The organism is Paenibacillus sp. FSL L8-0436 (genome assembly GCF_038593025.1).
Taxonomy (GTDB): Bacteria; Bacillota; Bacilli; order Paenibacillales; family Paenibacillaceae; genus Paenibacillus_AQ.
In genome coordinates, this window is sequence record NZ_CP151955.1 from 4,073,486 (window position 1) to 4,088,060 (window position 14,575).

The 14,575-nt window shown below is 49.0% G+C and carries 18 protein-coding genes; 3 read left to right on the forward strand and 15 right to left on the reverse strand.

Annotated elements, in window-relative coordinates; genetic code table 11:
* The first annotated feature begins 14 nt into the window (after positions 1 to 14).
* The gene (locus NSS79_RS18435; protein ID WP_342435618.1) at positions 15 to 1,244 is read left to right on the forward strand and encodes an aminopeptidase; all 1,230 of its coding nucleotides are present in this window, start codon (positions 15 to 17) and stop codon (positions 1,242 to 1,244) included.
* Positions 1,245 to 1,530: 286 nt separating this feature from the next.
* On the forward strand, positions 1,531 to 1,704 hold the full coding sequence (locus NSS79_RS18440) for a hypothetical protein (RefSeq protein ID WP_342435619.1): 174 nt from the start codon (positions 1,531 to 1,533) through the stop codon (positions 1,702 to 1,704).
* Between the two features lie 226 nt (positions 1,705 to 1,930).
* Here the strand turns inward: NSS79_RS18440 and NSS79_RS18445 are convergent, their stop codons facing one another.
* The 10 genes from NSS79_RS18445 to NSS79_RS18490 all read right to left on the reverse strand — a co-directional run bounded on the left by NSS79_RS18445 (position 1,931) and on the right by NSS79_RS18490 (position 9,367).
* On the reverse strand, positions 1,931 to 2,620 hold the full coding sequence (locus NSS79_RS18445; protein ID WP_342435620.1) for a hypothetical protein: 690 nt from the start codon (positions 2,618 to 2,620) through the stop codon (positions 1,931 to 1,933).
* Between the two features lie 58 nt (positions 2,621 to 2,678).
* Positions 2,679 to 3,251 carry a WHG domain-containing protein gene (locus NSS79_RS18450; RefSeq protein WP_342435621.1) on the reverse strand — a complete coding sequence of 191 codons (573 nt, stop codon included), beginning with the start codon at positions 3,249 to 3,251 and terminating at the stop codon, positions 2,679 to 2,681.
* Position 3,252: 1 nt separating this feature from the next.
* The gene (locus tag NSS79_RS18455; protein ID WP_342435622.1) at positions 3,253 to 3,972 is read right to left on the reverse strand and encodes an MBL fold metallo-hydrolase; all 720 of its coding nucleotides are present in this window, start codon (positions 3,970 to 3,972) and stop codon (positions 3,253 to 3,255) included.
* A gap of 92 nt (positions 3,973 to 4,064) precedes the next feature.
* Positions 4,065 to 4,529 carry a DUF6773 family protein gene (locus NSS79_RS18460; RefSeq protein ID WP_342435623.1) on the reverse strand — a complete coding sequence of 155 codons (465 nt, stop codon included), beginning with the start codon at positions 4,527 to 4,529 and terminating at the stop codon, positions 4,065 to 4,067.
* A 2-nt stretch (positions 4,530 to 4,531) separates the two neighbouring features.
* Positions 4,532 to 4,705 carry a helix-turn-helix transcriptional regulator gene (locus NSS79_RS18465; RefSeq protein ID WP_342440395.1) on the reverse strand — a complete coding sequence of 58 codons (174 nt, stop codon included), beginning with the start codon at positions 4,703 to 4,705 and terminating at the stop codon, positions 4,532 to 4,534.
* 196 nt (positions 4,706 to 4,901) lie between these two features.
* Positions 4,902 to 5,504 carry a nitroreductase gene (locus tag NSS79_RS18470; RefSeq protein WP_342435624.1) on the reverse strand — a complete coding sequence of 201 codons (603 nt, stop codon included), beginning with the start codon at positions 5,502 to 5,504 and terminating at the stop codon, positions 4,902 to 4,904.
* 198 nt (positions 5,505 to 5,702) lie between these two features.
* A complete protein-coding gene (pstB, locus tag NSS79_RS18475; RefSeq protein WP_342435625.1) occupies positions 5,703 to 6,479 on the reverse strand; it encodes a phosphate ABC transporter ATP-binding protein PstB in 777 nt (258 codons plus the stop codon).
* A 37-nt stretch (positions 6,480 to 6,516) separates the two neighbouring features.
* Entirely contained in the window at positions 6,517 to 7,413 is an 897-nt protein-coding gene (gene pstA / locus NSS79_RS18480; RefSeq protein WP_341093602.1) for a phosphate ABC transporter permease PstA, read from the reverse strand.
* Positions 7,410 to 8,312, reverse strand: a complete 903-nt coding sequence (pstC, locus tag NSS79_RS18485; protein WP_342435626.1) for a phosphate ABC transporter permease subunit PstC — start codon at positions 8,310 to 8,312, stop codon at positions 7,410 to 7,412. The genes pstA and pstC overlap by 4 nt, the downstream gene beginning before the upstream one ends.
* Before the next feature lie 101 nt (positions 8,313 to 8,413).
* The gene (locus NSS79_RS18490) at positions 8,414 to 9,367 is read right to left on the reverse strand and encodes a phosphate ABC transporter substrate-binding protein PstS family protein (RefSeq protein WP_342435627.1); all 954 of its coding nucleotides are present in this window, start codon (positions 9,365 to 9,367) and stop codon (positions 8,414 to 8,416) included.
* Positions 9,368 to 9,623: 256 nt separating this feature from the next.
* On the opposite strand from NSS79_RS18490, the gene NSS79_RS18495 reads away from it, so the two are divergent.
* Positions 9,624 to 10,520 (forward strand): LysR family transcriptional regulator, encoded by an 897-nt coding sequence (locus NSS79_RS18495; RefSeq protein ID WP_342435628.1) that lies wholly within the window; start codon positions 9,624 to 9,626, stop codon positions 10,518 to 10,520.
* 226 nt (positions 10,521 to 10,746) lie between these two features.
* Here the strand turns inward: NSS79_RS18495 and NSS79_RS18500 are convergent, their stop codons facing one another.
* The 5 genes from NSS79_RS18500 to NSS79_RS18520 all read right to left on the reverse strand — a co-directional run bounded on the left by NSS79_RS18500 (position 10,747) and on the right by NSS79_RS18520 (position 14,439).
* Positions 10,747 to 11,580, reverse strand: a complete 834-nt coding sequence (locus tag NSS79_RS18500; RefSeq protein ID WP_342435629.1) for a class I SAM-dependent methyltransferase — start codon at positions 11,578 to 11,580, stop codon at positions 10,747 to 10,749.
* 50 nt (positions 11,581 to 11,630) lie between these two features.
* Positions 11,631 to 12,554 (reverse strand): DMT family transporter, encoded by a 924-nt coding sequence (locus NSS79_RS18505; RefSeq protein ID WP_342435630.1) that lies wholly within the window; start codon positions 12,552 to 12,554, stop codon positions 11,631 to 11,633.
* A gap of 337 nt (positions 12,555 to 12,891) precedes the next feature.
* Positions 12,892 to 13,077: a hypothetical protein gene (locus NSS79_RS18510; RefSeq protein ID WP_342435631.1), complete on the reverse strand. Its 186-nt coding sequence runs from the start codon at positions 13,075 to 13,077 to the stop codon at positions 12,892 to 12,894.
* A gap of 7 nt (positions 13,078 to 13,084) precedes the next feature.
* Complete coding sequence (locus tag NSS79_RS18515; protein ID WP_342435632.1) at positions 13,085 to 13,924, reverse strand: VanW family protein; 840 nt, start codon at positions 13,922 to 13,924, stop codon at positions 13,085 to 13,087.
* Positions 13,921 to 14,439 (reverse strand): cysteine hydrolase family protein, encoded by a 519-nt coding sequence (locus NSS79_RS18520; RefSeq protein WP_342435633.1) that lies wholly within the window; start codon positions 14,437 to 14,439, stop codon positions 13,921 to 13,923. Before NSS79_RS18520 ends, NSS79_RS18515 begins: the two co-directional genes overlap by 4 nt.
* Between the last annotated feature and the right edge of the window lie 136 nt (positions 14,440 to 14,575).

Consider the following 14,575-nt stretch of genomic DNA (forward strand, 5'->3'; position numbering starts at 1 on the left):
GGAGGAGCAAAATCATGTTGAGTTTCAAGCAAAAGCTGGAGAATTACGCACTGCTGGCTGTAAAAATAGGAGTCAATATACAGCCCGGGCAAACGCTCGTACTCAATGCAGACATCGTTGCCGCAGAGCTTGTCCGCTTGATTGTGCGGAAAGCTTATGAGGCTGGTGCTAAGCTGGTCAAGGTCAATTATACCGACGAGTTCGTCACACGGACCCGCTACGATCTGGCCCCGGCGTCAAGCTTCCTTGAACCGCCGAAATGGCAGGCGGATGAGCTGGAGGATCTGGCACGCAACGGTGCGGCCATCCTGACGGTGATCTCCGCCAATCCTGATCTCCTGAATGGTGTAGAAGCCAGCCGGATATCCGATCATCAGCGCACCGCAGGCCAGGCTATGGCCCCGTACCGTGAAATGATGATGAACAATTATATCAGCTGGAGCGGTATCGCTTTTCCGTCGCCATCCTGGGCGGCCAAGGTATTTCCCGATGCACCGCCGGAAGAACAGGTTGGCCTGCTCTGGGATGCTATCTTCAAGGCGGTACGTGCAGACCAAGAGAACCCCGTTGAAGCTTGGAGCATGCATCTTGGCGGCTTAAAGCAGCGCTGTGACCTTTTGAACGCCAGAAAATACCGCCAGCTGCATTATACCGCTCCCGGAACGGATTTGACCATCGAATTGCCCGAAGGGCATATCTGGTGTCAGGCCGGAGCCGTGAATGGACGCGGAGTCTCTTTCCTTGCCAATATTCCGACAGAAGAAGTATTCACTGCACCGCTGAAGACTGGCGCTAACGGCAAAGTCAGCAGCACGAAGCCGCTCAGCTATGGCGGCAACATCATCGACCGGTTTACGCTTACCCTGGAGAATGGCAAGGTCACAGACTTTACGGCAGAAGTCGGCCAGGAAGCATTGGCTTCCCTGCTGGCTATGGATGAAGGAGCCGCATACTTCGGTGAAGTAGCGCTGGTCCCTTACCACTCTCCAATCTCGGAAAGCGGCATTCTCTATTACACTACACTGTATGATGAGAATGCTTCATGCCATCTGGCACTTGGAGCCGCTTATGCATTTACCTTGCAGGAGGGCATCTCTATGACCAAGGAGCAGCTTGCTGACAAAGGGATGAATCAAAGTCTGACCCATGTGGACTTCATGATGGGTTCCCCGGAAATGAATATAGACGGAATTACAGACGATGGAACTGCTGAACCCATCTTCCGCGCAGGGAACTGGGCTTAAGCAAAGTTTCTGAGCTATTGTGTCCGTTCGATTAATCCCTTATAGCCACACCCCGTTGCTCTCTGAATAGAGGGTAACGGGGTGTTTTTGGTTTGCCAGAAGATAGTTAAAGGCATAATTAACCCAAATTTAAAAATATATTCAAATAATATTCACAATATTGTTGAAATTAATTCACAAATATGTCACAATACAATTAAGGATTGTATTTCCAATCCGGTTTAGGTGTTGGATGAAGCCGATCAGTGCTGAACGGTACTCACAAAACTTTTAGGAGGTCATCCTGATGAAAGAGTCGATATCCCAAGAGCTGGAACGGCCGGAGCTTAAGCGTCCAAGTGTTCAAGCCCCTACAGACTCCAGCATAATCGCATCCAATGCAATCAAATACACAGCTTACATCATGCTACTATTCGGTTTCTTATATTTTCTGATTGCATACCTGGCTCCTATGCTATGAGGTTGCTTCATTATATAGCTTTAATAGAAAACGCTTACGGCTTTTGAGCTCCTGCTGGAGTCCATTAGCCGTTTTTATTTTCTTGCGTTGTTCCTTCATAATAATATCCACAAATGGGAGCACGCAAAAAAAGGTTTTGCCTTCCCTCAACGGACGGCAGAACCTTTCTTTCTGCAAACAACAGCTTCACCGTCTGTGCCAGAACTTTGAAGCCGTTATTTAGTGATTACCAGGACAATGCTTTGCTGATCCAGGCTATGGCAGCAGGCGACCAGGCGGCATCCATTCTGGAGCGCAGCCAAGCTATAGCTTCCTCCCGGGAACCTTCATAAGGTGTAAGGCCATGAATTTCCATCCAATGCCCTACTGTCTCAAACGAAGTGCTGCTCCAACCATTTACTTCTCCCAAGTCATTTTGGCGCGCCTGAATTCCGGAGATTACAATATCAAGAGTGCCTTGCAGCTCTGTGACGGCATTGTCAAAGGCAGTCTTCTTTTCCTTTGCTTTCATATCACCCAAAGAACGCAGCTGGCGGGTATCAATGCCCTCATTGGCACGGATCACCTGCAGCAATGTCAATGCTTCTCTGCTGGCAAGGCCGTTATTGTACCGTTCTTCCAGTTCTTTAGAGCTGCCCACGGCTTTTACAAATGCCGGAAACCAGTCCCGTGAGACGAGAATTGCCTTTTTCTTAATAAACTTGCCGTACCCGGCCAGTCCCTCACCGGGAAACTGTGCACGCCATCCCCATGGATCCAGCTCTGAACCGGTATGCCAGTTCTCGGCTTTGGTCAGCCCATTTAATGACGGATGCTCCGGAATCAGTGAAGCAAGGGGGACAATCCCCAGCTTGGCAATGACCTCAGCCATCTCCTTATAAGTTGTTACACCGCCCTGCACTTCCACGTTTTCCATCTCACTTTCCCCCTTAACGGAATGGTTAAATCACTTAATCATGGTTGTTCTGGACTGCTTACACTGTCTTCATGCAGCTGATTCCTGCAATAAATGTATCAATCAGCCGGGATAAGGAGATTCCCAAATCGAGCGGCAGGCCAAAGCCTCCCTTGTTCTCCAGTGCAGCAAATCCGTGCAGAATACTCCGCAGTCCCCGAACAGCATGCAGCTCTCCTTCTTCTCCAAGCCCGTAACCGGACAGCACATGCAGGATAAAGGATAAAATCTGCTCACCTGCCTCTTCCAGCGCTGTGTTCCCTTGATCAGGTGCTTGCAGTGTTGTTTCGTATAGACCCGGATGCTGCCTTGCAAAGTTCACGTAAGCCTGCCCCATAGCGTGAACGGCTGCATCACCGGTTATCCCCGCAGAAGCCTTTGTCATCGCTGTGTGGAGCTGTTCCAGGCCGTGTACAGCCAGCAGAGTCCGCAGCCCGGCTAGTCCGTTAACATGATTATACAACGACGGAGAGCGTACGCCCAGCTTGGCCGCGAGTGAAGCGAGCGTGACTTCTCCCATCCCCTGCTCATCCGCTAATTCTGCCGCAGCCAATACCAGCGTACGTGTATCCAGTCCAACCCTAGGTGACATCTTATCTTCCTTCCTTTCCTAGCTGTAATTGAGCTTTGCTCACAGCCTGTTTCATGGCTTCTCCAGGCGCCTTCAGCAGGTTGCCGTGTCCAACAGCAAGCACCGCTGCAGACGTTCCTGCAAGCTTAATTGCACTGGCCACAGCCTGCTCCTTATTCCAGGTAGCCAATGCCGGAAATGGAAACCATGTCACAACCGTCCCAGCCACCGCAGTTCTCTTAAATGTCTGAAAAGCATCCCCCGCTATCAGAGCTCCGCTCCGTTGATCCAGAAAAGACATCGAGCCAGGGGTATGACCGGGAGTACTGATTGCGCTTAAAGAGCCGACAGGATCTCCGTCATGGAGCAGAATGTCCGGTTTGGTAGAAATTTTGGTAGGTACACTCCCTTTAATCGGAGTCTGCGGTTCACCTTGTCTAAGCGAACGGTCTCCGCGCAGCAAAGCTGCATCACGCTCAGAGATGTATACAACAGCCTCAGGAAGCCGTTTCTTCAGTTCATCCAGTGCTCCAACATGATCTCCATGAGCATGGGTCAGCACGATTCGGGTAATAGGCAGGTTCAATTTAGCTGCTGTACGGAGGATCCCTTGGACACTAAAAGACATCGCCGCATCAACCAAAGTTAATTCCTGATCTTCTACAACAAGATAGCAATTGACCGGAAACCATCCGGGCATCCACGTAAGCTGCAGCAAATTTCCTTCTTGAGTAATTCTCATAAATACACCCCTTAAAAACTAATGATATTAGTTACAATATAAACTAATGACATTAGTTTTGCAAGAAGCCCTTTCCAAAGTAACACATCCGTCTATTCCAGGTGCTTATCCGCATTTTGATTGGAGCGTTTAATCATGAACCATTGCATCCAGGTAATCCCCAAGAAAAAGACCACGGAGCCAACCAATGTGCTCATTACACTCGCTACTACATCAACTTCGTCCTTACCCAGCAGGTCATAGCTGATCATCAATATTGCCCATATCAGCGCACCTGCAGCTCCACTGATCAGATTGGTTTTCTTGAGCCGCTTTACTTCCCCGGCCTTGCTCGGCAGGAGGAATAGCCCACCACGCATGCTCCGGAGCGTAACATAGAAACAAGCTGCCATCAGGATGAGGAAGCTGTCCAGCCAATACTTCAGATCCAAGTGCAGAACAAACACTTTAACAAAAACACTGGCCGCTATGCCCACAAACACAATCGTAAAGCCGTGCGACATCAACTTATGTACTTCACCTTGAATCCGCTCATCCTTGATCCCCTTACCTTTCATAACTACTCCTCCCAAAATATATCGTTCAAAGTTGTTCCCAGTTCCTTGCAAATGGCAATACATAACCGGATCGTCGGGTTGTAATTCCCCGCTTCAATCAGTCCTATCGTCTGTCTCGTCACGCCCACTGCTTCCGCCAGCTGTTCCTGAGACAGGTCCTTCTGAATCCGCGCCATTTTCAGCTTGATATTCTTCTCACTCACCAGAGCCCTCCCGGAGAATAATTTCACTTACTATTCCATTGTAATCTATAACCGTCATTATGTACATTATATATTTCATCTTTGTTTCAATCCCATAGAAAAAAAGCATCCCGCAGGATGCTTCCATAAGAGTTAGTCCAGTTATTGTTCCTAACAGCAGCTAAGGTGTTTATTCCACAACTCCACTCTCCGGATAGCTGTCTACAACTGTAAGCAGCTGAGCAGCCTCCTTGCGTGGACGGCTGGCGGGAATGATCTCCGGATAACCGGCATGGATCATCGCAATCACCTTCTCTCCCGGCTTCACGCCAATCTTGCTGCGGAATTCCGGAGCATAAATATAAGGATCCGTCTTCCAAATCGTACCTACTCCCCGTTCCCATGCCGCCAGCTGGAAGTTCTGCACAAGTGCGGATGCAGCGGCAAAATCCTCATCCCATTCTCTTTGACGCGGGTCCTCAGGGATCACGACGATTACGGTTAAAGGAATCGATGAAAGATATTCTTTGCGTTTGGCTGCAAATTCCGGATCAGCTGCCCCGCGCTTCAAGAATGTATAAGCAGCATCCCCGAGGAATTCTGCTCCTTCTCCCTGAAAAGCAATAAATCTCCACGGCTGCCGCAATCCGTGATTTGGCGCCCATACCGCGATATCCAGCAGTTCCTCTAGCAGGCCTTCAGGCAGGGGTTCAGGCTTAAACTGTTTAATGGAGCGGCGCTCCTTGATCACTTCGGCAATGCTGCCGTAAGCTGCAGACTGGTTCTGATTCATAAGGATTCCCTCCAGCAGTAAGTTATGATAACCATTCTCAGTGATTGTACATGATTCCAATTACTTTTTCAAACTGGGGAATGTCCTGATCATATTCGTCAAGCCTATCCTGTATCTTGAAGGTGAATGCGCTTGTTCGGTATACAGCCAAGTGGAAAAGGCACCGCCCGAACGGGCAGTGCCTGTAGAACTCTTCGATCAGCCGAAACGGCCCATGATATATTCCTGGGTCATTTGATTCTCCGGATTGCTGAAGACTTTCTCTGTTTTGTCGTATTCCACAAGTGAACCGAGGTAAAAGTATGCGGTAAAATCCGAAATCCGCGCCGCTTGCTGCATATTATGCGTAACAATAACGATGCGAAGCTCTTCCTTGAGTTCCTTGATCAGCTCTTCCACTTTACCGGTCGATACAGGGTCGAGTGCCGATGCCGGTTCATCCAGCAGCAGGATCTGCGGATTAACTGACAATGCACGGGCGATGCATAACCGCTGCTGCTGTCCGCCGGACAACGCCAACGCTGAATCCTTCAGGCGGTCCTTAACCTCGTCCCATAATGCAGCACGCCGCAGACTGCTTTCCACAATTTCGTCAAGTGCCTGCTTACCTTTAATGCCGTGGTATTTGGGACCAAAAGCAATATTGTCATAAATCGACTTATAGAACGGATTCGGTTTCTGCCAGACCATGCCGATCTTTTGCCGCAGCTTGATCACATCCGTACCGTGAGCGTTGATGTCCACGCCGTCAATCCAGATGCTCCCTTTCGTTGTCGAACCGGAGATGTCGTCATTCATGCGGTTAAGCGAACGAAGGAAAGTCGATTTACCACAGCCCGACGGGCCAATAAGTGCAGTAACAGTATTCTGGGCAAAAGGAAGACTGATTCCTTTCACTGCTTCATAGGTGCCGTAAAATATGCTCAGGTCCTCTGTTTGAAATGATTCACGCACCACAGGTTCCGCTATTCCCATCTCTTACTCCTCCTAAAATGTTTCTATAATCAAAGGTTTAGTTCATTCTTTTGGAAGCAGTCAGCTTGCGGTAAATATATCTGCCGAAATATCTTGCGGCCAGATTGAAGATCAATACTGTAATAACGAGCACAGCCGAAGCTCCGGCTGCGATTTGTACGGCATCAGGCGCCAGCCCTTCGCTGTTGACTTTCCAGATATGAACGGCCAGGGTTTCAGCCGGACGGAAAGGATTAAGCGGTGAAGTTTGACTAAGCGGATTCCAGTTGGTGAAATCCAGACGCGGGCTGCTCATGCCCGCCGTGAACATCAGAGCGGCCGCTTCACCGAAGACACGGCCAGCGGAGAGGATCGTACCGGTGATAATCGTCGGCAGCGCCACGGGAAACAATACAGAGGTAACAATCTTCCACTTGGATAATCCAAGGGCAAACCCTGCCTCTTTCTGCTGCTTGGGCACTGTACGGAACGCCTGCTCCGTAATACGCACCATCAGCGGCAAATTAAATACGGTAAGTGCGAGAGCACCGGATATTAAGGAGAACCCCAGATTGAAGGTGTTTACGATCAATAAGAGACCGAACAAACCTACGACAATGGAAGGGAAGGAAGAGAGTACTTCTACGATCAGGCGGATAAAGTTCGTAAGTTTACCTGGACGTGCATACTCCGCCATAAAGATCCCCGCTCCAAGCCCCAGCGGCACAGTTATGATCAGCGTCAGCACCAGCAGGAACAGTGAGTTGAACAACTGTGGACCCACACCTCCGCCTGCACGGATTTTTTGCGGTGCGGAAGTCAGGAAATCCCAACTGATATGGTTTAAGCCACGGATCAGAATATATCCAAGCAATCCAACCAGAATGGCTACAATAAGTAATGCGAAAAAGACGATAACGGTAGTGGCAACCTTGTCTGCTGTTCTCGGCTTCAAATTTTATTTCTCCTTTCGAGCATTCTTACGATGAGGACAAAAGCAAAGGTCATCAGCATAAGAACCAGCGCCATACTCCACAGCGCATTATTGTGCGTTGAACCCATCGTTGTGTTCCCCATGCCAAGCGTAATTACGCTGGTCAAGGTTGAAGCCGATTCGAAAAGCGACCGCGGCACGAAAGGTGCATTCCCGATTACCATCTGTACAGCAAGGGCTTCACCGAAAGCGCGGGCCATCCCCAGCACTACCCCCGTCATAATTGCAGGGAATGTAGTCGGAAGAATCACCCGCGAGATCGTCTGCCACCGTGTAGCACCGAGCGCAAAGGAGGATTCTTTTAAGTTTTGCGGCAAAGAAGCCAGCGCGTCTGCAGCCACGCTTGTAATCGTCGGCAAAATCATTACCGATAGGACAAGCGCGCCTGCAGCAACCCCGATGCCCTGACCTGGCAAGGTATTACGCAGAAACGGCACAATGACACTTAAACCCACAAAGCCGTAAACGACTGATGGGATGCCTGACAGCAGCTCGATAACCGGCTGCAGCAGCTTTTTACCCCAGCCTGGCACAATCTCGGTCATGAACAGAGCTGCGCAGATACTGAGCGGACTTGCGATAAGCGCCGCAAGCAGCGTAACCAGAAATGAGCCGGTAATAAAAGGCAATGCTCCGTAGGAGGGAGTGTCACCTTCCGGGGACCATTTTTTGCCGAACAAGAAATCAGAAAGCTTAATTTCACCGCTGGTAAAGTTAGCAATCCCTTTGGACGCCACAAAATACACCATCGATACAATGATTACTATCAATAGGAGTACACAGAAGGACATATAAGAACGCCCGATAAAATCTTCGATATGATGCTTTTCAATTTTGGATTTCTTAGGTTTTACACTCAAGCTGCTCCCTCTTTCTAAAGTGAAAAGAGAGGCAGAAGGATTCCGCCTCTAATCACATGAAGTTCTAATGGATGAAGTCTGTAAAGCTTGTCAGCCAGGAATTACTTGGTTGATACTTTGCCTTCTACATCACGGGAAACCTGCATTTTCGAAGCCGGGATATATCCAAGCTCTACTACATCGCCGTTCTGCACTTCATCTGTCATGATGTAGTCAAGGAATGCTTTGACATGTTCAGCAGGCTCACCATTTGTGTACATGTGCTCGTAAGCCCACACCGGATATTTACCGGAGATAACATTGTCTACAGAAGGCTCAACACCTTCATAGTTCAGCGTTTTTACAGTTTCATCAAGGTAAGACAATGCCAGATATCCGATAGCCCCTGGAGTTTCGCCGATCATTTTCTTAACAGTACCGGAAGAGTCCTCTTGAATCGATCCTTCTTGGTCTTCTGTTTTAGTTCCAAGTGCGAAGCTTTCAAAGGTTGCGCGTGTACCCGAGCTTGCTGGACGGTTGATGATTTGAATCGCTTGATCCGCTCCGCCAACTTCACTCCAGTTCTTAATTTTACCCGTGAAGATGTCAACCAGCTGCTGTTTAGTCAGGCTGTCTACTCCAGCTTTCGGGTTGCTTACTGCTGCAATCGCTACAACCGCGACTTGATGGTCAACGAGTGATTTTGCTTTTTCTGCATCTGCATCCTTCAGCTTCTCTTCTGCGAACACATCGGAGTTACCGATATCTACTTGCTTCTCAGCAACCTGAGTCAAGCCCGTGCCGCTTCCTCCGCCTTGTACTTGAATATCAACGCCTGCGTTTGCATCCATAAAGCCTTCAGCTGCCATTTCAACAAGTGGCTGGAGCGCTGTGGAGCCCGAAGCCAGAATCGATCCGCTTAATTCTGCGCCGCTGCTTTTTGTAGGTGTATTTGTCGCAGCTGCATTAGTTCCCCCGTTATTAGTTGCCGCATTATTTCCTCCGTTACCGCATGCCGAAAGTGCTACTACACTGGTTAATGCCAAAGCCATGATCCACGATTTTCTGAATTGCATTGTTTTTTGTTCCTCCTAAAGGTTTTGTGTGTGTCTGACCCATTGAATCTGCTTCTTACAAAACTCACTTTGGAAGCATTCCTCTGTGTGTATCTCTTATGACTCTTCCTATTCTAGAGCTCGTTCGTTAGAGAAAAAGCTTATGTTTGTAAAACGAAAGATAAAAATTCTAATAGAAAATGTATAACAGTATAGATATAATCTATATTAAGAAGATGTTTTATTAACTTATTGCCATCCAGACCGGAGGAAATCCATGAATATTGTGAAGCTGCAAATTGTAGTCCTGATTGAAAAATATAAAAAAGTAACGGATGTCGCTGCCGAAATGGGCCTAAAACAGCCTACCGTTTCCTTTCATATGAAAAGCCTTGAGAATGAGCTTGGAGCTTCCCTCTTTCAATACCGCAGCGGGCGTGTGCTGTTAACCGATGCCGGACGGGCGCTTTTTCAATATGCAGTTCGTATTGTTTCCCTCGCTGCAGAAGCGGAACGGAGCGTCAAACAGTTCTCCTCCCTCACATCGGGAAGCCTTACGCTTGAGGCCGGGTACATGCCCGGTACTTACTTTGTTCCTAATATAATGTCGCAATTTATCAATCTTCATCCAGGGATAGATGTGTCGCTTACAATACAACCGGATCACCTTGTGCGCGAACGGCTGAGGGGGCGGGAGATCCAACTGGGGATGCTGCAAGACAGTGAAGGCGGAGATGACTCCTTTCATACCCAGGTGGTTGCCCGGGATGAGGTTGTTCTTATATTTGCACCCGGTCATTCGTTTGCTCAAATTAAAGTGCTGACCCCGGAGCTGGTGGCGCAGGAGCCGTGGATTCAGCATGATCCCGCCTCCAGCCTGAGAGGAACAGCCGATCAATGGGCACAGCTGAACAATGTGCGTGTATGGAATAATACTGTTGTGAATTCACCGGAGGCTTTTAAAAGGATGATTAGTGAAGGCGGAAATGTGGGACTATTCTCCAAAGCAGGGGTTGCAGACGAGGTGGCCTTGGGCCGTTTAAGTTATGCTCCGCTCCCTGGGATTTCGCCCGGGCTTGCGACTTATGTAATGGCTTGGCGAAAAGATTATACCTTAACTCCCTTGCAGCAGGCGTTTGTGGAAATGGCTGCTGCTGAGAGCGTGTTGGTATGATAACAGTTAATTGTATTTATTTAATGTTATTAACTATATGTATTAATTAATGATGTGAATTAAATAAACCGGTGCTCCACTCAGGCTGATTGATTCAGCTCAAAGCAGAGCACCGGTTCTATGTTGAAATACATTTTTTATTTATTCATGCCGTTAACTATCTTTCGATTCTCCGCAGAAACGGCCATCGTCCTTAAAAGGACACCAAAGCTATTCCATCGTAAAGTCAACGTTTCTCTGCTACCAGTGTAAACGTCTTAGGAATTCCTTTGTCGTAAACCTCAGACGACAGGTTGGGCTCCTCCACCAGTTCTCGGATGACTAGACCACTAGCAGCGGCTGCCGTAACGATCTCCCCCAAAGTCCAGCGCCGCCAATAAACAACACTATGCTTCTCACCCGTCTGACCGCCTGAAGCAGGCAAATACTTCGAGTAAGACACCTTTTTCTCTTCCAGAGCCGTATCGAAATAATCGCCGCTAACTTTGTGCTTCCGTACTTTAGCAGTAGATCCTTTGGAAGAAATCAGCTTGGTCGTTACCGGATGAAAGTCGCGCAGCACGAAGGTTCCCCCCGGAGCCAGCAGACGGCAGACAGTATCCATAAACGGGGTCAGGTCAGTGAAATAATGGACAATCCCCATTTCAGCGAAAACGATATCATACCTGCTGTCCAGCACTTCGTCCGGCAGCTTCAGCACATCCGAGACGATATAGGACAGCCCTACTCCGGCTTCCTGCGCCAATTCCGCCGCGTACCGGGCGTTGGCTTCCGAGAAATCGGCAACAGTCACTTCAGCTCCCAGCAGCCCTAGGGCTACCGCCTTCATACCGTTCGAGCCCATCAGATTCATCATCTTCTTCCCGCGGACCTCTCCGAAATAAGCGTTTAACGGGAACAGCCGGGACACTGGATCTTTGGACAGCTTTGCTGCTGCCTCTGACGGAGTGCCGAATCTGCTGGTCCATGCGGCATAGGTATCCTCATTCCACAGCTCTTCACTGGAAGGCACAGCTCCCGGATTGTCTTGCGGTTCTTGTTCTAAGTCTTGATCATTCATACTGTGAAATACCCCTTTATGTTGATAAGTTGTCTGTTAGAATGTGTGCTTTAGGAGGTGCTGGGCAGAGCTTCACTTCTCTTCGCCGCTTTCCTGCGTCCTGCATACAAATAGACTGCAAGCCCTCCCATTACCAATACACCGCCGGCCCATTGGAGGATTGTCAACTGTTCGCCAAGCAGCAGGAAGGCCAGAATACTTGCACCAACCGGCTCTCCCAGAATATTCATCGAAACGGTAGTCGCCGAAGTGTACTGCAGCAGCCAGTTAAACAAAATGTGACCAAATACGGTCGGGACAATTGCCAGCAATACGAAGATTCCCCACTCCCTTGGCGGATAATCAAAGAACGGAATGCCCGCCAGCAGATTGTATACCGCAAAAACAATAGCCGCTGCGATAAATACAATCAGGCTATACAAATACGATGGCATGCGGGCAACCAGCTTCTGTCCGATCAGCAAATGAGCGGCAACCGCTGCTGTTCCGCCAATGGACAGCAAATCACCTTTTAAATTGTCGGAGGACAGGCCGATATCTCCCCAGCCAATAAATACAACTCCAAAGATCGCGATGGCAAGCCCCGCTATGGCGAACATGCTGCTTTTTTCTTTATACAGCAAATAGGCTCCCAGCATAATAAACACCGGCTCCAGTGCCATAATCATCGTCGAGCTGGCTACAGAGGTGAATTTCAGTGAACCCATCCACAGTAAAAAATGCAGAGCCAGCATCGCCCCGGACACAACCAGCAGCAGCCAGTCTTTCCGGCGCAGGGCAAAAGCGGCACCGCTGTAAGGCCGGGCAAAGGGCAGCATCAATAGCGAGGTGAACAGCAGCCGGTACATTCCCTGAACCGATACCGGAGCGGATGACCATTTTATAAAAATAGAAGAAAAAGAAATAGCCACAATTCCAATCAGCATCAATAGCGGAATGGGAACAGGCGGTTTTTTTGAAGTCACAGCAGGCATCCTTTCGGCTCGGATAAAAGTCACTTATGTAAATTTACCGCAGAATCCGGAAAAATGCAGCTTTTTTCATGAAAATTCGCAACAAAGGCTGCAGCTTCCTGAAAACATCAAAGGCATGGCCTCCCGGCCTGCGGCGGAAACCCATGCCTTCGTATATTGATCCGGTAACCGATGAACTCCAGTAACATTAAAGCTTAAGCACAACCTTGATACAATCCTCTTCCTTGTCTCCGAACACCTGGTAGCCATGCTCTGCTCTGCTGATCGGCTAGCAACATACTATGTTATAACCCCAAAGTCCCGGTGTTTATCCGTTATCCCCCGAAGACTCTTTCCTTTAGATGCCCAAGTATTCAAAGAAATCGAATATTCCTTGTAGTACCATCCAGCCTGCAAGCGCAGCAGCTGCTAATACAACAGTAAGTAACACAGTCCATACCCTAATATTGCGTTTCAGTCTGCTTGAGCGTCCCATTCCCACTTCATCATCTGACTTCCAGTACCAATCACCGTCAAGATTCATCAGTTCATCACCCTTCCGCTAATTCAGTGGGCGGATGCAGCAGCGGAGAGTACATCATCAGGGCATGATTTTCGGCTACCGCTTCATCCCCTGCAAGCTCGCCGCTCCGCGTAAATACTCTGCGGCGGATACTGTTGCTGCGGACATAACCGCCCCATGGCTCCAGACGGATAACATGATCAGCCTCGTATACCTCATAATGATAAAGCTGCTTGTCATCGCATCTCCATTCGCCGTACAGATGAGTATCATCCAGGTGCAGCTTCAACTGATAAGTCCGGTCTGTATTGTTCTGAAGCTGCAGATCTAAATAATTATATGCACAAGTAGCCCCGCTGCCGAAAGGTTGTGTCCGCTGTTCGTCGGGAAATACATCATAGCTGTGGCGGTGCCGCTCGGTCACGGTCAGCGGGGTGTGCAGCGTCATCCAGTAGATCAGATTGGACAGCTGGCATAATCCGCCTCCTGTGCCGGAACGAAAACCACCGTAATATAGAACCATTCCGTCCAAGTAACCTTTGCGCCGGGTTGGCTTGCCGATCGTTTGCCAATACGAGAAGGTCTCTCCCGGCGAGATCACCAGACCATCCAGCCTGGCGACGGCCAGACGCAGATTTGCAATCTTATTGTACTGTAGCTCCATGTCCACATTTCGCAGTCTGCGCAGGAGCGGGGTTGAATGCCCGGCTGCCTTATAGGGCAGTGCCTCAGACCGATGTTTTGTTGCCTTGTTCCCGCGCCGGATAAACCATGTCCAGTATCTTTTCCAGGTGAAATATCGCTTGCCGGCGTACAATCTCAACCTGGACCGGCGCACTGGCTTCATCGCAGATTTCCCTGCATTCATTGGAATTCTACCTCTCGCTCCGGCCGAAGCACGGCGAATCTCCCGCCCAGCACTGAATTATGATGCCTGACAATCTCTTCACCGCTAAAATCGGCGTTGCCGAAAGTGCTATGTGCATCCTGGACCAGTACGCTGGAATACCCCATGCTGTAGGCCCGTCTAGTGGTTGTATCGACACAGAATTCGCTTTGCATCCCGCAGATGACAAGATCGGTCACACCCAAACGCTGCAGCTCCTCATGCAGCCGGGTACGGTGAAAAGCATCCCAAGTCGGTTTCTCGACGATGGAGTCTTCCTCCTTCGGCGTAATTCGGCTGCTGATCTGCCAGGTGGGCAAACCCTTCGTATATTCCTCATCCTCGGTATGCTGGATATAAACAACCGGAGCCCCTGCGGAGCGGGCTTTATTCAATAGCGATATAATCCGGTCCATCACGCCTCCTTCATCATGCAGCTTCACCTCATAAGAGAACATGGCTTCTTGGACATCGATAATTAATAAGGCTGTTGTCATGTATGATCCCTCGCTATTCCCTGATTTTTCAATAATTATACCAGAAGAATACGTGAAGAATCCCCCTTGATATTTTACAAATTCATCTGCAAACATTATAAAATTGTCATACCTTTAGATAATTTCTTGTACACCA